Origin of the sequence: Pontibacillus chungwhensis BH030062, assembly GCF_000770675.1 — a bacterium.
GTDB lineage: Bacteria > Bacillota > Bacilli > Bacillales > BH030062 > Pontibacillus > Pontibacillus chungwhensis.
In genome coordinates, this window is the sequence record NZ_AVBG01000001.1 from 428302 (window position 1) to 448296 (window position 19995).

Annotated in this window: 23 protein-coding genes; 2 read left to right on the top strand and 21 right to left on the bottom strand. The window is 38.5% G+C overall.

Annotated features, from left to right (window positions below; translation table 11 throughout):
• Positions 1 to 30 precede the first annotated feature (30 nt).
• The 8 genes from N780_RS02120 to N780_RS02155 form a co-directional block, all read right to left on the bottom strand.
• Positions 31 to 765 (bottom strand): YphF family lipoprotein, encoded by a 735-nt coding sequence (locus N780_RS02120; RefSeq protein ID WP_036779425.1) that lies wholly within the window; start codon positions 763 to 765, stop codon positions 31 to 33.
• 18 nt (positions 766 to 783) lie between these two features.
• Positions 784 to 981 carry a DUF2768 domain-containing protein gene (locus N780_RS02125; protein ID WP_036779428.1) on the bottom strand — a complete coding sequence of 66 codons (198 nt, stop codon included), beginning with the start codon at positions 979 to 981 and terminating at the stop codon, positions 784 to 786.
• Between the two features lie 246 nt (positions 982 to 1227).
• Complete coding sequence (locus N780_RS02130; RefSeq protein WP_036779430.1) at positions 1228 to 1482, bottom strand: stage VI sporulation protein F; 255 nt, start codon at positions 1480 to 1482, stop codon at positions 1228 to 1230.
• 75 nt (positions 1483 to 1557) lie between these two features.
• Positions 1558 to 2586, bottom strand: coding sequence for an NAD(P)H-dependent glycerol-3-phosphate dehydrogenase (locus N780_RS02135; protein ID WP_036779434.1), 1029 nt, complete (start codon positions 2584 to 2586; stop codon positions 1558 to 1560).
• A 15-nt stretch (positions 2587 to 2601) separates the two neighbouring features.
• Positions 2602 to 3912: a ribosome biogenesis GTPase Der gene (der, locus tag N780_RS02140; RefSeq protein WP_036779436.1), complete on the bottom strand. Its 1311-nt coding sequence runs from the start codon at positions 3910 to 3912 to the stop codon at positions 2602 to 2604.
• 220 nt (positions 3913 to 4132) lie between these two features.
• Entirely contained in the window at positions 4133 to 4318 is a 186-nt protein-coding gene (locus N780_RS02145) for a capping complex subunit for YIEGIA (RefSeq protein ID WP_036779438.1), read from the bottom strand.
• The gene (locus N780_RS02150) at positions 4315 to 5211 is read right to left on the bottom strand and encodes a YIEGIA family protein (protein ID WP_036779440.1); all 897 of its coding nucleotides are present in this window, start codon (positions 5209 to 5211) and stop codon (positions 4315 to 4317) included. The genes N780_RS02145 and N780_RS02150 overlap by 4 nt, the downstream gene beginning before the upstream one ends.
• A complete protein-coding gene (locus N780_RS02155; RefSeq protein ID WP_438942498.1) occupies positions 5208 to 5837 on the bottom strand; it encodes a YphA family membrane protein in 630 nt (209 codons plus the stop codon). The genes N780_RS02150 and N780_RS02155 overlap by 4 nt, the downstream gene beginning before the upstream one ends.
• Positions 5838 to 5916: 79 nt before the next feature.
• Here N780_RS02155 and N780_RS19390 point away from each other — a divergent pair, with 79 nt between their 5' ends.
• Positions 5917 to 6051, top strand: a complete 135-nt coding sequence (locus N780_RS19390) for a YpzI family protein (protein ID WP_084599270.1) — start codon at positions 5917 to 5919, stop codon at positions 6049 to 6051.
• 42 nt (positions 6052 to 6093) lie between these two features.
• On the opposite strand, the gene fni is transcribed toward N780_RS19390, so the two are convergent.
• The 9 genes from fni to prsW all read right to left on the bottom strand — a co-directional run bounded on the left by fni (position 6094) and on the right by prsW (position 13988).
• Positions 6094 to 7134, bottom strand: coding sequence for a type 2 isopentenyl-diphosphate Delta-isomerase (gene fni, locus N780_RS02160; RefSeq protein WP_332307798.1), 1041 nt, complete (start codon positions 7132 to 7134; stop codon positions 6094 to 6096).
• 12 nt (positions 7135 to 7146) lie between these two features.
• Positions 7147 to 8283: a 30S ribosomal protein S1 gene (gene rpsA / locus N780_RS02165; protein WP_036779448.1), complete on the bottom strand. Its 1137-nt coding sequence runs from the start codon at positions 8281 to 8283 to the stop codon at positions 7147 to 7149.
• Between the two features lie 99 nt (positions 8284 to 8382).
• Entirely contained in the window at positions 8383 to 8964 is a 582-nt protein-coding gene (locus tag N780_RS02170) for a lysophospholipid acyltransferase family protein (protein ID WP_036779451.1), read from the bottom strand.
• Between the two features lie 2 nt (positions 8965 to 8966).
• Complete coding sequence (gene cmk / locus N780_RS02175; RefSeq protein ID WP_036779835.1) at positions 8967 to 9650, bottom strand: (d)CMP kinase; 684 nt, start codon at positions 9648 to 9650, stop codon at positions 8967 to 8969.
• Between the two features lie 131 nt (positions 9651 to 9781).
• The gene (locus N780_RS02180) at positions 9782 to 9982 is read right to left on the bottom strand and encodes a DUF5359 family protein (protein ID WP_052114839.1); all 201 of its coding nucleotides are present in this window, start codon (positions 9980 to 9982) and stop codon (positions 9782 to 9784) included.
• Between the two features lie 54 nt (positions 9983 to 10036).
• The gene (locus N780_RS02185) at positions 10037 to 10702 is read right to left on the bottom strand and encodes a flagellar brake protein (protein WP_036779455.1); all 666 of its coding nucleotides are present in this window, start codon (positions 10700 to 10702) and stop codon (positions 10037 to 10039) included.
• Between the two features lie 106 nt (positions 10703 to 10808).
• On the bottom strand, positions 10809 to 12140 hold the full coding sequence (gene ypeB / locus N780_RS02190; RefSeq protein ID WP_036779457.1) for a germination protein YpeB: 1332 nt from the start codon (positions 12138 to 12140) through the stop codon (positions 10809 to 10811).
• An 18-nt stretch (positions 12141 to 12158) separates the two neighbouring features.
• Positions 12159 to 12983: a spore cortex-lytic enzyme gene (sleB, locus tag N780_RS02195; protein WP_036779460.1), complete on the bottom strand. Its 825-nt coding sequence runs from the start codon at positions 12981 to 12983 to the stop codon at positions 12159 to 12161.
• Between the two features lie 318 nt (positions 12984 to 13301).
• The gene (gene prsW / locus N780_RS02200; protein ID WP_036779463.1) at positions 13302 to 13988 is read right to left on the bottom strand and encodes a glutamic-type intramembrane protease PrsW; all 687 of its coding nucleotides are present in this window, start codon (positions 13986 to 13988) and stop codon (positions 13302 to 13304) included.
• A gap of 86 nt (positions 13989 to 14074) precedes the next feature.
• On the opposite strand from prsW, the gene N780_RS02205 reads away from it, so the two are divergent.
• On the top strand, positions 14075 to 15043 hold the full coding sequence (locus N780_RS02205; RefSeq protein WP_036779466.1) for an asparaginase: 969 nt from the start codon (positions 14075 to 14077) through the stop codon (positions 15041 to 15043).
• Positions 15044 to 15124: 81 nt separating this feature from the next.
• Here N780_RS02205 and N780_RS02210 read toward each other — a convergent pair whose 3' ends face one another.
• The 4 genes from N780_RS02210 to N780_RS02225 form a co-directional block, all read right to left on the bottom strand.
• Positions 15125 to 16102, bottom strand: a complete 978-nt coding sequence (locus N780_RS02210) for a YpdA family putative bacillithiol disulfide reductase (RefSeq protein ID WP_036779468.1) — start codon at positions 16100 to 16102, stop codon at positions 15125 to 15127.
• A gap of 352 nt (positions 16103 to 16454) precedes the next feature.
• Positions 16455 to 17735, bottom strand: coding sequence for a Glu/Leu/Phe/Val family dehydrogenase (locus N780_RS02215; protein ID WP_036779471.1), 1281 nt, complete (start codon positions 17733 to 17735; stop codon positions 16455 to 16457).
• Between the two features lie 341 nt (positions 17736 to 18076).
• On the bottom strand, positions 18077 to 18655 hold the full coding sequence (locus tag N780_RS02220; protein WP_036779474.1) for a genetic competence negative regulator: 579 nt from the start codon (positions 18653 to 18655) through the stop codon (positions 18077 to 18079).
• Positions 18656 to 18821: 166 nt separating this feature from the next.
• Positions 18822 to 19733, bottom strand: coding sequence for a MerR family transcriptional regulator (locus N780_RS02225; protein WP_036779476.1), 912 nt, complete (start codon positions 19731 to 19733; stop codon positions 18822 to 18824).
• Between the last annotated feature and the right edge of the window lie 262 nt (positions 19734 to 19995).

Here is a 19995-nt window from a genome sequence, read left to right on the forward strand (position 1 = left end):
TCAACTAAGTTGAAAGGTTTTTTAGGAGCGCTATGAAGGGTTGTCTGCGTCGACCCCTCTAAAGACGGGTTCTCCGTCTTGTATTGTATAAGGAAGAGAGTGAGAAGGCACAATAGGAGAATCTTTCGCAAGTATGTATCGAATATCATCTCCATATGTATAGGAATGCTGCTTCTCTTGCAAGGCTTTATAGAGCTCTTGACGATAATCCAAGTATATTTTGCCTTTGGCATCCATCACAACCGGGAGTTGAGTATCAGAGAAGGGGCTTTTTATGGTAGGACTTTGTTCTAACCCAATCTTCTTATGGTCAATTTTGTAAACATCTTTTGCAATTCTTTCTCCATAGGGAGCATATTGATGCTCATTTCGATAGGCTGTGATACGATTATTAATTTTTTGCAGTTCTTGGGTGGCTCTTAAATCCATAACTTTTACAGTAGGGTCATCTTCTACATGAATTAATACATATTGGTACACGCCACCACGTTCAAATGAATTCCCTGGCGCTTCTGATATTAGATTCTCCTCACGTAATCGTTTATAGTCGATCGGATACTTCTGGAATATATTTGTATCTTGATCCCTTGTCTTGATCGGTAGAGAATAAGGATTATTCTTTTTATATTCATCTACTGCAGATTGAAGTGATTCCAATTGAACTTGATTAGGAATTTGATTCTTGGATAAGCGATCGTCCGGGTACAAACACCCAGTTAAAATGAACGCTGCCACTAATAGCACCGTCATTTTCTTGATATACATCAGTCATACCTCCACTTCTTAAGATGTCGGTCCACTAAAGACGATATAAAAAATGATAAGACCTGCTAGTATCATAAATATGTAAGCTAAAAAAGCAGTAACTCCACTTAAAATTCCCTTTAACTTATGACGGCTAAGCATAATTAGACCGATCGAAAGGAACATAAATATAATACCCGCAAAAGAAATATACATATTTAGCATCGATTTAGACAACGTGTTCAGCTCCTTTTGCATATGTCAACTTTCACGGCATTTATTATACCACAATTTATAACCTTACCATATGCTAGCAATAAACCCAATTCATACTTTTACATACCAAAAAACCGAGGCGAATGGGGCGAATTCACCTCGGTTTGACTAAATATTACCCTTAACATACAACTCTAGTTGATATCCTGCTGCGTTTTATAGTATGCAATCATTCATGTATTGGTATACTCAAGTGCCTATTTATAACTATTTTTTAAACATTTGATTTAATTGGTTCATATCCATATTGTTATTCGTTATGGCTTTTACAATTTTATCTTCTTTTTCCTTAGACACAGGTTTACCTGCCATTTTGGATAATTGCTTTACAAGATTACGAACTGTTTTCTCGTCTTTAAAGTTCGCATTCTTAACAGAGTCAGCAACTTTCATGATCTCATCTGGAGAGATATTGGCTTTATTTTGAAGATGCTCAAATGCTTTTTTTTGGAATCCGCTCACGTAACTTCCTCCTTATAATAAACTTTCACCACATTATATGCGGAGGAAGTTTAAGCGTGAGGTGTTCAGGAAAATTTAATCACTTAACACATTCGTTAAATCTTCCATTTCATGACGACGACCCCTTGTCATTAACTGATCGACAACATCTTTCGGTTCAGCATTTTGGAATAGAATTTGTTCAATTCCATGAGTTATAGGCATTTCCACACCTTGTTCCTTCGAGAGTTTATAAGCAGCGTTAGTAGTTCTAACCCCTTCTACAACCATACCCATATGCTCCAGAACGTCTTCAAGGTTTTGACCTTGCCCTAACATATAGCCCGCTCTGTAGTTACGGCTGTGTTGACTTGTACAAGTTACAATGAGATCCCCTACACCTGTTAATCCAGCAAATGTTAAAGGACTTGATCCCATAGAAGTACCTAAACGGGCAATCTCAGCAAGGCCGCGGGTAATGAGAGCAGCTTTTGCATTATCTCCGTATCCTAAACCATCTGAAATCCCTGCACCTAAAGCAATAATATTCTTTAGAGCACCACCTAATTCCACACCAACAATATCGGGATTCGTATAGACACGGAAATGCTCGTTAATAAAGAGATCTTGAGCCAATTCGGCTGTTTTCATGGTTTCAGATGAAACTGTAACAGTCGTTGGTTGCCTGAGCCCTACTTCTTCTGCATGTGAAGGTCCACTTAGAACAACGACATCATCATAATAATCACTAGGCATTTCTTCAGTAATTATTTCTGACACACGCTTTAACGAGTCTGGATCAATACCTTTAGTAGCATGGATAAGAGTTACTTTGTGATCTAACACTTCTCGTAACTGCTTGCAAACGTCTCTGATCGCTTTTGTTGGAACCACTAGCACAACAGCAGTAACATCTTGAACAGCTTGCTTTAAGTCTGTGTATGCAACAATGGATTCTGGTAAAGAGACTTCCTTCAGGTATTTCTTATTCGTATGCGACTCGTTTATATCATTGGCTTGTTCTGCTCGGTGAGTCCATAAACGAACTTCATGGTGGTTATCGGCTAACACAATGGATAGAGCTGTTCCCCAGCTTCCTGCACCTAGTACGGCTACATTTGCCATGCCTTCACTCTCCCCTTATTTTCGTCTACGTGCATAAATCTTAATTGGTGTTCCCTCAAAACCAAATGCGTCACGAATTCGGTTTTCTAAGAAACGTTCATATGAAAAGTGTAGTAAGTCTGGGTCATTCACAAACACCACAAATGTTGGTGGTGATACAGCTACTTGCGACATATAAAAGACTTTAAGTTTCTGTCCTTTTAATGATGGTGCTGGGTTCATTGCCAGAGCATCCATTATTACTTCATTTAGTATATTGGTTTGAACACGTTTCGTATGATTCTCACTCGCCTGTAAAATGCTAGGCAATAATGTGTGAACACGTTTTTTGGTTTTGGCAGATAAGAAAACAATCGGTGCATAGTCAAGGAACTGAAATTCTTGACGTACTTTATCTTCAAATTTCTTCATTGTTTTATCATCGCGGTCAACTGCATCCCATTTGTTTACGACAATAACAACCGCTTTCCCTGCTTCATGAGCATATCCAGCAATACGCTTATCCTGCTCAATGATACCAGACTCACCATCGAGAACAACTAAAACAACATCCGAGCGTTCAATAGCTTTTAGTGCTCTCATGACACTATACTTCTCAGTTGTTTCATAAACTTTCCCACGCTTACGCATTCCAGCGGTATCAATAATAATGTAGTCCCGCTCATCTTTAGTGAAAGAGGTATCAATAGCGTCCCTTGTCGTTCCTTCGATATCACTTACAATGACACGCTCTTCCCCTAACATAGTATTAACAAGAGAGGACTTCCCTACATTTGGTCGTCCAATTAAACTAAAGCGTATTGTATCATCATCCACATCAACTTCCTCACGCTCTGGGAAGTGATTAACAACTTCGTCAAGCATATCCCCTAATCCTAGTCCGTGCGTTCCGGAAATAGGGAATGGCTCTCCAAATCCTAGTGAATAGAATTCATAAATCTTCTCTCGCATTTCTGGGTTATCAATCTTATTAACAGCAAGCACAACTGGCTTATTTGACTTGTAAAGGAGCTTTGCGACTTCTTCATCAGCTCCCGTAATTCCGTCACGGCCATTTACCATGAAGACAATAACATCCGCTTCATCAATAGCGACCTCTGCTTGTCCTCTCATTTTCACAAGTAAAGGCTCGTCTCCTTGCTCTATTCCACCTGTATCAATTATATTAAACGTGGTATTTAACCATTCTGCTTCTGCATAAATACGGTCTCTTGTTACACCTGGCGTATCCTCTACAATAGAAATACGCTCTCCAACTAGGCGGTTGAAAATTGTGGATTTCCCCACATTTGGTCTACCGACTACGGCTACTACAGATTTTCGCATGAAAGGTTCACCCTTTCTTTATCATATTCTTATTTTTACAATTACACACAAGAGTGTTTTCACATGTTAAGCACGACTGTTATGTGTCATTGTAAATGAATAAGCAAACCCTTCTTGTCAAGTAAGAAGGGTTTACTCTTAACTTTTTCATTTTAGCAGAAGGACTTCAAACTAACAATCCTTTTCTCTTACAAATAGGACAGTAACAGCCTTTCAGAGGTTAATGCTTAACAATAATATATAACTCATCACTTAAGGCGTGAGAAATACCATCTAAAATCGCTTCTAGATTGGCAGCCACTTTATCCATTTCTTCTTTCGTATCGCAAATAAAGATTGGGGAACCGCCATCAACATTATCTCGCTTCATAGTAACAGAAGCCAATACCATTTTTTCTACTTTCATTTGAGACCCCCCTCTTCTTTATTCGCTTTAGATTCAGATGGCATACGAATTGCATTCTCAAGGACAGGTACTGCACCAATAATTTTTATAGCCTTTTCTTTATCCCTCTCTTGAGGCAAAACAAACACACCGATGCGTCCATCATCAAGATCCCTTTTAATTAATGGCACTAATGCAGGTGTACCGCTATCTCTAAATACCCCCATAGAGACCGATATATCGTGTAGGATCGCTTGTCGCTGACCTAGATTGGCAATAGTTGAACGAACATTGAAATTTTTTGGGGTTAACACAAATCCCATTCCATACTCCCCAATTTCCTCTTGTCTTTGAGGCAAACCAATATTCATTATATAAATATTATCTACATACAAACCTGCCCCTTCAAAATGAGGTTGAACATATTCAATATTCACGATATCTTTAAGAGTTTTCCCACTCATAAACTTACGAACAATAAAGAAGCAAACGAAGGAAATGATAATCCCGACCCAAATGTTCCACACTAAAAAGCTAAGTGTAGCTAATAAGGAAGTAAAGATAACAAGGTAGTTACGTGCTTCGAATGCTATAGCAATTCCTTCTATGTATGTATTCCCTCTTGGTACCAGTTCATAAGCATCTAATTCTGTTAATGTATTTCTTTCCATATTCCTCACTTCCCTAAACTGAGAAGCTGCAATGGTAAGAAAAGTTACAGCCGTAAATTCTAGTTCCATAATAGCTGGTACGGCAATCGTCCCAAGGGAAGCAGCTATGAAGCCAAGCGAAATGTGGATCACCTTACCATGTAGATAAGTAGGATATTGGCGATAATCAGCCCTTAACATTACTAAACGTATCGTAACTCCTATAATAACTCCAAATAAAATTGGGTAAGTATATTCATTCATGATCGAAATCCTACCTTTCTCTTGATCCGATTCGTCACTGTTTGTTCTAAGATCTCGCTTACTTTAACAAATCCACTATTTAAGATAACTAAACTACAGACTAAACTATAAACATCAAGGTAAGCCCAATCCCCCACATCTTCAGCATACCCATACCCACTTAAGATAATCGTATACAGACATTCACCTAGAGCTGAAGCAAACCCCCACACGGCGATTTTTAAAAAGACCGGTTCTACTAGCATGCTTACAACCACAAATGAAAGAACCCCTACAATGACAAGCCTTGGCATCATCATCCAAACGGGTACAACTTTCTCAAACAAGAGTATCCCTGCATACCCAACACCGATGAACAGAGACGCTAGTGTTGGATAAAATACCTTTTGATAATGCAAAATAATGTGCATTGAAAAAACTAAAATTACCAATACAGCGTAACTTCCAGAATATCTAAAAAGCTCCCAAGAAGAGCCTGAACTAATTAAAAGTATCAATACGTACATACTTGCCACTATACGCTTTCGAGTCTTAGACATTAGGAAAGTTGCTACCACCCATAATCCCCAACATAAATAGTAAAAAATCAGACCCTGAACCATCCTATCCACCTTCCCTCCTTTCATTATGGTCAATTGTGGGATTTCTAATCATGAATAACGTTTCGAATCAAGAAAATACTATTTTGAAAGAGGAGGTGTGCTCATGGGTAAGGATCGACAACAAAAGAAGTTAAAAAAAGAAAATCGGGTAGAAAGTGATCGCGACACACAAAATCATCCAAAAGGAAGTACGTACTTAGACACTCCGGAACAAGCTAGAAAAGATCAAAAATTATAAAAAAAGCCCATTGCTTATATGTAAGCAATGGGCTTTCATCCTTTATAAGGTTGTAATCCTTTGTTCTAACCAAGACTTCGTAGAACCGGTATAGATATGGGGTTTCCCATCTAGTTGATAGGTTTCTTTAGCACCTAAAAGCATCATGGCAATCTTAAACTCTTCGTGCACATGATCTACTTTCTTAATTAAGGTCTCAAGATCATCTTTCATCAAGGTTCTAAGAAGTTGGCCAGCCATACCAAATGCGTTAGCACCCAATACGAATGATTTCGCTCCATCCAAGCCGTCACGCATTCCACCAGAAGCAATTACATTACATTCAGGGAAAACGCTTTTCACTTCTTTGATAGACGTCACGGTAGGGATTCCCCATCCATTATAAGATTCAAGAGGTTGTCTTCTCCGTTTATTCTCAACATTAGAGAAGTTTGTCCCCCCCTTACCTCCTACATCAATATAGGAGACCCCTATTTCTTTTAACTGACGGGTAGTTTCCTGTGAAATACCAAACCCAACTTCTTTTAGTATAACTGGAACCTCTACAGATTTTACGATTTCTTCTATTTGCTCTAATCGAGTTGTAAAATCTCTATCTCCTTCAGGCATAATTAATTCTTGCAACACATTTAAATGGATCTGCAACGCGTTGGCTTCTAACATGTCAACAGCAAGCTTAGCTTGATCAAGTGTTGCTTCACTTCCAACGTTAGCAAAGACGATTCCGTCTGGATTCTCTTGTCTTACGACTTGATAACTCTTCATTTCTCTTTCATCTTTAAGAGCAGACATTTGAGATCCTACAGCAAGCGCGATTCCTGTTTCCTTTGCAGCTATTGCAAGGTCACGGTTTATCGCTTCTGTCTTCTCTCCGCCTCCTCCGGTCATTGCATTTACAAAAAGAGGCGAACTTAAGGTAAGTTCGCCTAATTGAGTCTGCAATGAAATATCGTCCCAATGAATATCCGTCAAACTTTGATGAATAATTTCCATCTCATCAAAGCTATTAACGCCAAGATCCTCACGGGAAAGTGCATGTCTAATATGCTCAAGTTTTCTCTTAGATCGACTCAATAATATCACCGAATTTGTAGTTTATTTTAGTTTGTTTAGTTTGTCACCAATAAAATCACCTAATTGAAAGCCACCATCGTCATCTCTTGTATATTGTTCTACTTGCTGACGATCTTGATCAGCTTCAATTTCTTTAATACTTAGTGAAATTCGTTTTTCATCTTCGTTTACATCCAGCACTTTAACTTTAATATCTTGACCTTCCTCAAGAACTTCCTGAGGGGTACCAATGTGCTGCTTAGAAATCTGAGAAATGTGTACAAGACCTTCAACTCCAGGAAGAAGTTCAACAAAGGCACCAAAGTTAACCAAACGGCGAACTTTACCTTCTAGTATATCTCCTGGACGAATCTTATCTCCAACCTGGTCCCAAGGTCCAGGAAGTGTGTCTTTAAGAGAAAGTGAAATTCGTTCATTGTCTCGGTCTACAGAAAGAACACGTACTTGAATTTTTTGTCCTTCCTCTACCACATCGGAAGCTTTATCGACATGCTCATGAGCAAGCTGAGAGATGTGTACAAGCCCATCTACTCCACCAATGTCTACGAAAGCACCAAAATCAGTTAAGCGTTGTACAGTACCGTCCAATACTTGGTCTGCTTCAAGTTCCTGAAGTAAAGCAGCTTTGCGCGCGTCATTTTCATCTTCTACTACGGCACTATGAGAAAGGATTACTCGATTTTGTTCTCGGTCTAGCTCAATTACTTTGAGCGTAAGAGTTCTACCTTTGTAATCATTAAAGTCTTCAACATAATATGTTTCGACAAGAGAAGCTGGAATAAATCCACGAAGTCCTACATCAACAACAAGTCCACCTTTTACAATGTCTTTGACTTCAGCTTCGAATACTTCTCCACTTTCTAATTTTGCTTCAAGGTCTTCCCAAGCTGATTCAGCATCTACCGCACGCTTAGATAAGACAATTTCTTCGTCATCCATTTTCTTCACTTTTAGCGTTAACTCGTCACCTTCTGATACCACATCAGCTGCTTTTTCTACATGCAAGCTAGAAAGTTCACTGATTGGAACGATGCCTTCAACTTTGTAACCGATATCGACAAGTACCTGCTTGTCTTCAACTTTTACAACTTTACCCGTAAGTACATCGCCGACTGAAACGTTCGGCATTTCTGACATTTCTTGGTTCATTTCATCCATTAAAAAAGACCTCCTTCAGTTCCGCCACAACCAACCATTAATTAATCCTTGGTTCTAACTTCTAATATTTGAAGCTTTTTGTCAAGCAAAAGACGTCTACTAGCGTTTTTTGTCTAAAAGCTTCTGGATATCTCCCATTATAACATCTGTAACCTCTTGAGATGAAGCCTTTCGCTCTCTTAATTCTGCCATTGGTACAGGTTTCCCATAGATCACCCGCAAAGGCTCCTTTCCCTTATATGAGCCTACAATAGCACAAGGGATAACTGTTGCTTCAGACCGAAGTGCGAAAAAACCAGCTCCAGCCAGTCCCTTTTTTAATTCTCCGGTTTTACTCCTAGTCCCCTCTGGAAATAATCCTAAAACCTCATTATCTTCTAAAACACCCATGGCTTTACGAAGAGCTTGACGGTCTTTCATCCCCCTTTTCACAGGAAAAGCATGAATACGTTTTAATAGTCCACCAATAAATTTATTTTTAAACAATTCCTCTTTAGCCATAAAATAAATATCTCTAGGAGCAGTGATACCTACTACAATTGGATCAAAATTTGAAATATGATTTGAACATATTACAACTGGACCTTTTTCTGGAATGTTTTCCTTTCCCTCTACCTTGATTCGGTAGCGAGGATAAAAGATGGTGGCACAAATGGATCTGGCTATCTTATATAACGCCATTATTATTCACCTCTATCTAGTTTATCGTGAACAACACGTAATATTTTTTCAGCCACTTCTATAATAGATAAAGACGTGGTATCAATTTCAACTGCATCTTCTGCTTTCAAGAGAGGAGAAACTTCACGCTCTGAATCTATTTTGTCACGTCTTCTGATCTCATCTTTTAATTTCTCCAAGTCTGAAGAAAAACCTTTTTCGAGATTTTCTTTGTGACGTCGTTCTGCGCGTTCTTGAACCGAAGCAATCAAAAAGATTTTTACTTCAGCATCTGGAATGACATGTGTGCCTATGTCACGACCATCCATCACCACGCCTCGCTTTAAAGCTAACTCACGCTGTCGTTTAACCATTTCATGTCTAACTTCTCCATGCTTAGCTACTATCGATACCTGATTGGTTACTTGTTCAGTTCTGATATCAAGTGTTACTTCCTCACCATCTAATATAACTTTTTGGCCCTCTACTGATTGCTGAAGGTCAATAGTGGTATCCTTAAGCAAATTCATTAACGATCTTTCTTCCTCTAAAGAAACACCTTCTTTAATAGCTTTGTACGTAAGAGCACGGTACATAGCACCTGTATCTATATAAACATAGGTTAACTTCTCTGCTATAATCTTGGCGACTGTACTCTTACCAGCAGCCGCTGGCCCATCAATAGCTACTGCAATATTTTGTTTCATCATCCATAATCCCTCTTTCACGTGCAAAAATACAATACGACTAACCATTTAAGTAAGGCTAGCTTCAAATGTTTGATTTAACTCAAGGTAATAAAACATTTCCTTGCGTTATGTAATGGTATAGTTATACTTCAAAAGGATAACACATCACCAAAGATGCGGTCTATTGTTTCTACGATATTGGTTTCAAGGCTTTTACCGACACCAAAATATTCGTAGACTGGTTGTACATATAAAGAAAAGTCGGTATAAAGCATTAAAGCCTGAAACATGACTAATAATACTGCGTGTACCAAAACAAGTGTACAAAGCCATTGTTCAAAACGTTTCATAGTATACAACCTCTTTTTTGGTAATAGCGTATCCTCTCTAATAAGCTTTATACGTTATCTTACTCTACTTCTCCTCCAAAGCAACTGGCGTTCGAAACAGAAACGAATTAACAGCTCTCTATCACGGTGGTCAATCTGCATGAATTCAAGAGAAAGTTGATCTCGATTTGTTGCTTTCTCCTGAAAAATTCGAACGATTCTTGAGATAGCTTTAATATAATGAATCTCACCTGATGTAAGAGGGATAACAAACCATACTTCCAGGTTATCTTGCTCTTGTAATTGATGAGATTCCGGTGGTATTACAGCCGCTCCTCCGCCACTAATATCAAGGGTTATGGTAGTAAAAGGCTCCTGTCGTCCCGGAAGCCCTTGTACACTCACATCAACTGCTGTTTCTACCCTGACATATTGGCGACGCTGTATGCGTATCATTTTTTTCTTGCCTGGGTTATGTATAGCTAAAACAGGAATTTGTAACTTCTTACGTTCCTTGACTTCTGTGTTAAACATATATATAGATTGATCTTCTCCGACAAACGTTACTTTAAACTGCGTCCCCTCAAAGAAAAATCCAGTTCTTCCAGTCTTTTCATTTACAGGGTAATCAATATAAAGCATTTGGTCATCTTGTTCTACGAGCTTACAACGAAAAGTTTCTGGCTCTTCATCATTATCCTGGTTTGGTTCAAGCGTTAATGACATTCCGATTTTTATCACTGTATGTTCCTCTCTCCCCTTAACATGGTCCTAAGGTCTCATAAATATATTATGTCAAAAAAAAACAAAAAGGGAAAGATAGATGTCTATCTTTCCCAAAACTCTCCTATCCAAATTTCATTTCTGCTTGCTTCAGTTTCTCAACTTTTTCCTCTACGCCATCGTTAGCATTAATGAAAATCCGATAGGTACTTTCTCCTAAAGTACCAAGGAATTCATAACACAAAACCTCTTCGCTGAGATCATTTTCAATTATGGCCATATGTTGTTCTCGTATTTTTACATTTGGATTCACATTGCTTCTTGCTTCTTCTTCAGAAATTTTCGGCTCTTTAATGGAACGCTCATGATGATTCATAAGAAAATCTCGTGCTGAAAGACCAAGGATATCCCCATTATCAAGAGCTACTTTTACTTGTAAGGAATCAGGATAAATACGGACATCATCTTGAACATACAAGAAATTGTATACTCCTACTTGTTCGTATTGTGTGCTCTGGAAGTTCTCCATCCCCTTATATTTATACTTCTCTAGAAAATTTTTCGCCTTTTCAGAACCTTCATATAGTCCTAACTCAGCTTCTTGAAGGTCTCTTTCAACTAATATACTAATAGGATGGCCACCTTTTACTGATATATCCATATACCCATTCTTCTTATCACTTCTATAGGAAAGACTGTAAGTTGGAACTTCAGCACCCTTTCCACTCTTAGTCATTGTTACCTTAGCACCTTGAGGAATCTCAAAAATCTCTTTTGTTTTTTCTTTAGCCTTCTCTTCTGAGAGGTTCTCACCTTTCAAGAATTTATATTCATGGTTTTGCTGTGAGGCACCTGTAAAAGTTGGACCTAAATCACCTTCAGCATACCCTTCCATATTCTTTTCTACCGTTTTAAAACCATTAATAATGGTATTATCTGATTTTTCATCACTTGCTAGAGCTAGCTGTACATCCATCCATCGTAAGTTTTCATTTAGAACCATGTATTGAACTTTGCGTAATTCTTTCTCAATTTTGCCAGACTGTTTATACAAGCTTTCTAACAATTTAACTTCATCATCCGTTAAAGGATTTTTATTCAAATCTCTGATTGCTGTTCGGTAAGTGAACTCCCCTATATCCGAAAGAAACTCTTCAGTCTTGTTAAAAGGGAGCAGGGCAAGGGGTAACTGCCCCACATCATTATGTGCTTCAGACGTAATTCTCCAAATATCGGCTAATTGAGGTGATAATTGCTTTTGTGAATTCATTGCTAAAACCGTTCCAATCTTATCGTGCAACAAATTCGTATGGTAAGACAAATCATGGAAAGCACGTTGGTAGGAGTTCTCTGCCTGAACAAGTATGGCATTCTTCTCCTGGTGTTCCTGGTACCCCCAAACAGCAGTACCTGTAACTCCAACAGCTAACACACCAATAAGGAGCCAACGAATCATAACAGTTCCACCCTTTCTCTATTTAGCAAATATATGCTTGCCTATTTTTTTAATTTGCGGCCGACTCCAAATCCAATCTGATGTAGCGGTATTTGGATTAAAATAATAGAGAGCATTCTGGGAAGGATCCCAACCGTTCATTGCATCCATAACCGCTTCCTTAGAAGTTTCATCTGGCTCAAGCCATATTTGACCATCACTAACTGCTGTAAATGCCCTTGGCTCAAAGATGACCCCAGAAACACTATTTGGGAAAGTAGAACTTTCCACCCTGTTTAAGATAACAGCAGCAACCGCTACTTGCCCCACATAAGGTTCTCCTCGTGCTTCTCCATGAACCGCATTTGCCATAAGCTGAATATCATTTTGAGAATAACCAGTCGGAACGTTTACTGAAGTAGGTTCTGATGGCCCATCATCTTTCTTTTGGTCTTCACCTTTTTGTGAAGGCTCCGTTTGCTGTTCTTTAGATGTTCCTCCATAATAGGTGAAATCTTTCCCGGAATTAATCTGCTTCTTTACATATTGTCTATCATAATTTGTAGCATCAATTAACTTTTGTTTCGCTTCCTGTCCAGCCAACCCATCCACTTCTAATCCGAATTCTTTCTGAAAGTTTCGGAGTGCCCAATAAGTTCCCCAGCCAAAGACCCCATCAATGTTTCCTTCATAGAATCCTATATACTGAAGCCTTGCCTGTAATTCGATCACATCATCTCCCGTAGAACCTTTCTGCAAAATCCTTGGACTAAACGCATGAGATGTTTGATCAACACTAGATGATATGGAGATCGTTAGCATACAAACGATCAATAAAATAGAAACCACTCGCAACCATTTCATATCCCGTATATCCTCCTGAACTATAGTCTTATGATCTGTAGTTTCTGAATCTAATGGGATTTTATACATGAAAGAAAAGCGGATGGGGCAAGTGGAAGTTCAGCTAAAACTGGCACGTCCTGTGCCAACGCTGAACTGACCCACATCCTGTGGACCCGCATATGGATAAGCAAACTAACGTAAGTGGCGTTAAGCCACTGAAGTTAATTTGCTTATCTCGCTAGCCTCTAATCCCCAGGAGCTAGACAGTAAGATTAACGTACGAGAGCAACACAACATGATCTACATAAAAAAGCCGCTCCTTTAAAGGAGCGGCTTTTATGCTTTCCATTTATTTTGTTCAATTGGAACTACACCAGCAGGTACGGTGTTTGCTTGTTTTACTTTTCTTAAGGCAATAAGCCATAGTATGATCATAAATGGGGTCAATGTATACTGCCATGTAGACTGCCAAATTTCTAAAATATAATCATATAAACCGTGAAGTAAAATAGGCGTTACTAGTGCAAGCCAAACAATATAGATGGAGCCTTTTTTCCGATTGGTTTTCCCTCTCCCCAAATAATAGCCCATAATAACTCCAAACAGGGCATGAGAAGAAACTGGGAAAAGAGCTCTTAAAAAAGCAACCTCTACACCATTAGCTAACAAATATAATATATTCTCAACAGTAGCAAAGCCCAGGCTAATAGAAACTCCATAAACAATCCCATCATAACGTCCTTCAAAATGGTCTTGCTTATAAACCGCATACATAAAAATAAACCATTTAAAGAATTCTTCTAACCCTCCGGATAGAAGGAACGATTTTGTAGCTGGATATTGTAATACACCTTCAGTTTCAAAAGCGTACTGGATAAACATAATTGGAAACACCAATAACGATCCCATCACAAACGTTCTAAACACAATTGAGAACGGCTTAGAGTCAAAACGGTCTTTCAAATAAAAAAAAGACATGAGCGCAAAGCCCGGTGCCACTGCTGCTGAAAGTATTGTAAACACGACCGTTCCTCCTCTTTCAATTCAATCTATTTCATCGTATCATGAACATAATGGAAAGAAAATACTTGAAATAAGAAGGTGTTATAGTGAAAAAGATTATAGTATTACATACAGGTGGAACAATCTCCATGAAAGAAGATAAAGATACAGGGACAGTAGCGCCAGACGTAGATCACCCTCTATATGAAATGCTTCCCTCTTTGGCTACATACGCAAATATTGAAGATGAGGTAGTCTTCCATTTACCCTCTCCACATATGACGCCTGCACACATGTTGACTTTAGGACAAAGAATACATGAAAGATTGGCTACGGAGCAAATAGATGGAATCGTTATTACTCACGGAACAGACACTCTAGAAGAGACAGCTTACTTTTTAGATTTGTACTTACAAACAAGGAAGCCTATCATCGTTACTGGAGCTATGCGGTCTTCTAATGAAATTGGCTCAGACGGCCTTTACAACTTATTAACGTCTGTACGCGTTGCCTGCTCTGACGAAGCCCAAGATAAAGGTGTTCTAGTCGTAATGAATGATGAAATTCATAGTGCAAAGAACGTTACAAAAACGTCCACTAGTAATGTCGCCACTTTCCAGAGTCCTCAGTACGGACCTATAGGCATTGTTACTAAAACGGGCATTATGTTTCACCATACTTTAACGTCACATGAGTCTTACCCGATTCAACAGATTCAAAAGCGCGTAACCCTTATAAAAACATATGCTGGAATGGACTCAGAAACAGTGGAAGCTATTCGACAAACTAAACCAGACGGAATAGTCATCGAAGCACTTGGCCAGGGAAATGTTCCACCTCAAATCGTTGAGCCTTTAAAACTATTAATCGAAGACAAAATTCCTGTAGTCCTTGTATCCCGATGCTACCAAGGTATAGCTCAAGACGTTTATAGTTATGAAGGTGGCGGTCGCAAGCTGAAAGATATGGGAGTTGTATTCTCAAACGGCCTCACAGGTCCAAAAGCTCGTATTAAACTTATGATCGCTTTGGAAATGACCCAAAACCCTTCAGAGCTCGTCCATATCTTTGCCTAATTCATATTAGTTTCTATAATAAATTCCTTAATTACATAGAAAGGTTCTACGCATATAAACGCGTAGAACCTTTTCTCCTATTTACTTCTGTCCACAAATCGCTTCCGCAATATATTCACCATGGTGACGTCCGTTCTCAATAAAAATCTCATTATTGTTATAACCCGCAGCAATAACTCCTGCTATATATATACCTTTAATATTGGTTTCCATAGTATCTTTGTTAAAAGTAGGACGACCCGTATCATCTTCAATTTCAATTCCCATCTTTCTCAAAAAACTATGATCAGGGTGATATCCAGTCATTGCAAAAACAAAGTCATTCTCAACGTCCTTCTTTTCACCATCAACCTCATAGTACACTTTATCGTAGGTAATTTCAGTTACGTTAGCATTAAACTCCATATTGATTACCTCTTTGTTAACTAGCGCTTCAAATTCAGGAAGAATCCACGGCTTCACACTCTTAGAATAGTCAGACTGACGATACAGAACTGTTACATTCGCGCCGGCTTTCACTAGTTCTAATGTGGCATCTACTGCAGAGTTTTTCCCGCCTATAACCACGACATTTTTATCGAAATAAGGGTGAGATTCCTTGAAGTAGTGACTTACTTTATCTAACGATTCACCCGGGATTCCCATGTGATTCGGGTGATCATAGTATCCTGTTGCTATAACGATCTGATTAGCTTGATACGTTACTTCCTCACCATTATTTCGCTCGGAGCATAAGGTAAAGTTCCCATTATTCTTTGTTACACTTGTTACTTTTTCATAAGCATTTACTCGAAGATTCTTTCTCTTTGCTACAGCACGATAATACGCAAGAGCTTGGTTACGTACTGGCTTTTTCATTTCTGTAATAAAGGGCATCCGACCAATTTCTAACTTTTCACTTGAGCTGAAAAAAGTTTGGTGAGTTGGATAGTTATAGATTGCATTTACTACATTTCCTTTTTCAATTATAAGAGGATTCAGACCTCTTTCTTGGAGTTCAATCGCAGTCGATAAACCACATGGCCCTGCGCCCACAATAATTACATCTTCCTTTTGCAAAATTCCTTCACTCCTCTATAACAACACATATCACGATTCATAAGTATCATTTGTCTAATATTTTCTTGTATATCATGTTCTTTAAAAATAGGCTCTGTAAGATTCGAAGCTGAGAGATTATTTCCGTTAGCTTTGGCTTAGCGTGAGTGAACGAGGAAACTTCCCAGCTCCCCCGCAGGAAAGCGCATTGTCGCCAAGGAAACCCAAGCAGCCCCTTCCATGCTCTAAAGTATCTCAGTATAAAGTACTCCGTATCAGGGAGTTATATGAAACAGATCAACATGATCAGAGCCCAAAACAAAAAACATCTCCTACCCACATAATGATAGGAGATGCTTGCAAAAGATTCAACCTATATCCATCCACGGAAGCGCGAAGCCTCTGCCATTTTACGTACACCAACCATATAAGAGGCCAATCGCATATCAATACGACGAGTTTCCGCAGTATTATATACGGCATTGAAGCCTTTAACAATTACTTTATGAAGCTTTTCTTCAACTTCTTCTTCAGTCCAGTAATATCCTTGGTTATTCTGCACCCATTCGAAGTATGAAACCGTTACTCCACCGGATGATGCTAATACATCAGGAACTAATAAAATTCCACGTTCTGATAAAATTCGTGTTCCATCTAGTGTAGTTGGTCCATTTGCAGCTTCTACAACAATACTCGCTTTAATATTGGCTGCGTTTTCTTCGGTAATTTGATTCTCAATGGCTGCAGGAACCAAAATATCACAATCTAACTCTAAAAGTTGCTCATTAGTAATTGTGTTCTTAAATAGATTAGTAACCGTCCCGAAACTATCTCGACGATCTAGTAGATAGTCAATATCAAGCCCTTCTGGGTCATGAAGCGCGCCTTGTGCATCAGAAATCCCAATCACTTTTGCCCCTTTATCGTGCATAAACTTAGCTAAGAAGCTTCCTGCGTTACCAAAGCCTTGAATGACAACACGAGCTCCCTTTATATCAATACCTTTCTTTTTAGCGGCTTCTTCAATACAAATTGTAACACCTTTAGCCGTCGCAGACTCACGACCATGAGAACCGCCTAAAACAAGAGGTTTTCCTGTAATAAAACCAGGGTTATTAAATTCATCAATACGGCTATATTCATCCATCATCCATGCCATAATTTGCGAATTTGTAAACACGTCAGGAGCAGGAATATCCTTTGTAGGACCTACAATTTGACTTATAGCTCGTACATAACCGCGACTAAGCCCCTCTAGTTCACGGAAAGACATTTCACGTGGATCGCATACAATTCCGCCTTTTCCTCCACCGTAAGGAAGGTCAACAATCCCAGCCTTTAAACTCATCCATATTGATAAAGCTTTTACTTCTTTTTCAGTAACGCTTGGGTGGAATCTTACGCCACCCTTTGTAGGGCCCACTGCGTCATTGTGTTGAGCTCGATACCCTGTAAAGATCTTAATTGACCCGTCATCCATTCGAACTGGAATTCGAACTGTCATCATTCTTACAGGTTCTTTAAGCAATTCAAACACTTCGGATGGGTACCCTAATTTATCAAGTGCCTTATTAACCACAGTTTGAGTTGATTTTAATACGTCTAATTTGTCATGATTTTCATTCGCAGAATCTGCTGCTTTGTCGGCTACCATGAACTTACCTCCCATGAAAATTCGGTTCAGTCAATGTACATTCCATTTCTTCAGAAATTAGTATACAACTTCTCAGCCTTTATGGAAACACGAAAATACATATTTTGATGAAAACTAAACCTTTTGTAATGTAAGCGATTTCATTATAAAGGGGTTTTCGAATTCTTGCAATTCTTCACCCCTATATTTACTATTCTTTTTTATCGTAACATGTTCATAGAAATCCTTCTAATATTAACATAAATATTTTCTCTCTAATTAGAAATGTTTTAAGAGTTATTATATGTATAAGATTTATTCACAAAAAAAAGACCGTCCGCTTTTGTGGACCGATCTTTTGTTTACTGAAAATAGGTTGTAATTTCCTGAATTGCATTTCCAGCTAAAATTGTTTTTCCATACTCATTTAAACGATAACTAGTAACTGTACTTGGTGAACCAAACTCAGAAAGAATAGCAATCAAGTCTTCACGGTTCAACTCCGTCATATCCTCATCAGAAAGTTGCATATAGTAGTGGTCCATATAATACACCGATCCACCTTTAATGCCTAATTGAAGTAAGTGTTGAGCCACTTGAATAATGTCTTCAAAAGCATGGAAGTTAAACATCATTTCTTTACTCTCATCAAGTGTTACTTTCATTTCAATATAGTCTTCATCATAATTTTCATTCGTTTGATCACTTTGAGTAACGACAATGAGCATGCCCTGAGCCTGCATCAGATATACCTGAACTTGGAGCATACCCTCTAATTCGATTCCTAATTCATCTGTAGCCTCGAACATCATGTCATGGAATAATGCGTGAACAGCAGGTAAGTCATGCCACAGATCCTCTCGCGATATTCCGCGATCAAGCAAGTCATCAAACGTTAGAAATATTTTAAATTTATTACTAGATAACCTTTCAAGACGCATTCACTCGTCCCCCTTTGAATGCATATGCGATGCCTTACCTTAGTATATGTTTTTTTTATTAGTTTGGTACTATTTTTAAAGTATAAATTGGAATGGGCACAGCTACAAGAATTTTATTTCATTCACGCTGTTTAGGAAGCAAAAGACTCGCGCCTAAACGCGAGTCTTAAGAATGAATGGACAACCACTCTGACCAATCCGAACTGTTATTCCCTATGATGTAAGGTTGTATGGGATCTTTATCCTTGGATGGCAAGGTGTCTAATGCATAGCCGCCAAGACCAATTGCCAAGTCTGGATAGCGTTCTTTTAGAGCATCAGCAATGTGGACTGTTGCAGGAATATTTTTCTTCATCGTACAAGACATAAACAAATACTTAGGCTTTAATTCATTCACGATCACTTCAACATCGCCTGGTGCGATACTCTGACCTAAATAAACAACATCATATCCTTGCCTTTTCAGATAGAGACTAAATATTAAAATACCTAACTCATGCTTTTCGTTAGGGCCACAGACACATACAGCTTTCGGCTGCATATGATTAACTGGCATTGAAATCAACATCATCCCTAATCTGGAGCGAAGAAAGTTACTTGCAAAGTGTTCATGCACACTAGAAATATCATTTGCTTCCCACAGATCCCCAATCTTAACTAGTATAGGACCAACTACATCGATCGCTACTTTTTCAGGTGAGAAAATACTAAATGCATGATCAAGTTTCATCTGAGCCTCTCGTTCATTAAACTGTAACAAGGCATCTAATAATTCATCAGACAAAGCTTCAACATGACTTTCTTTTGAAGCAACATTTTCTTCCTCAACGTTAGATTGAGCGTTCTGATTGTTTTCAAGCAAAGAAACCGCTTGAGATATAGTAAAACCTCTATTCACTTTATCTATTAACCACTTTAATACTTTAATGTGTTCATCCGTATACAATCGATGACCAGCCTCATTACGTGTCGGGCGTATCATTTTATACCTACGTTCCCATGCACGCAGTGTTCCTGATTGAATTCCGAGCATTGTAGAAACGGCTTTGATGTTGTATTTACCTTGAGTGCTGGACATACCATATCCCCCATAAAACTATTTGTTCCTATTATAAAAAAGAAAGCGCTTTGTGTAAACTATGTATGGGTTTTGAATATGTTTTGCACAAATTATCTCAGAGATTTTACAAAGACCGTCTCCTAACATTTCCACGTTTGTTCCTTTTTCTCTCCATAGAAAGAATACCATAGATAACAGACATACAGAAAACGATAGCAACAACTTTTATAGAAAAAATGACCAGCACAGCAGGACTTAGCCATCCTAACAAGGATAAAAC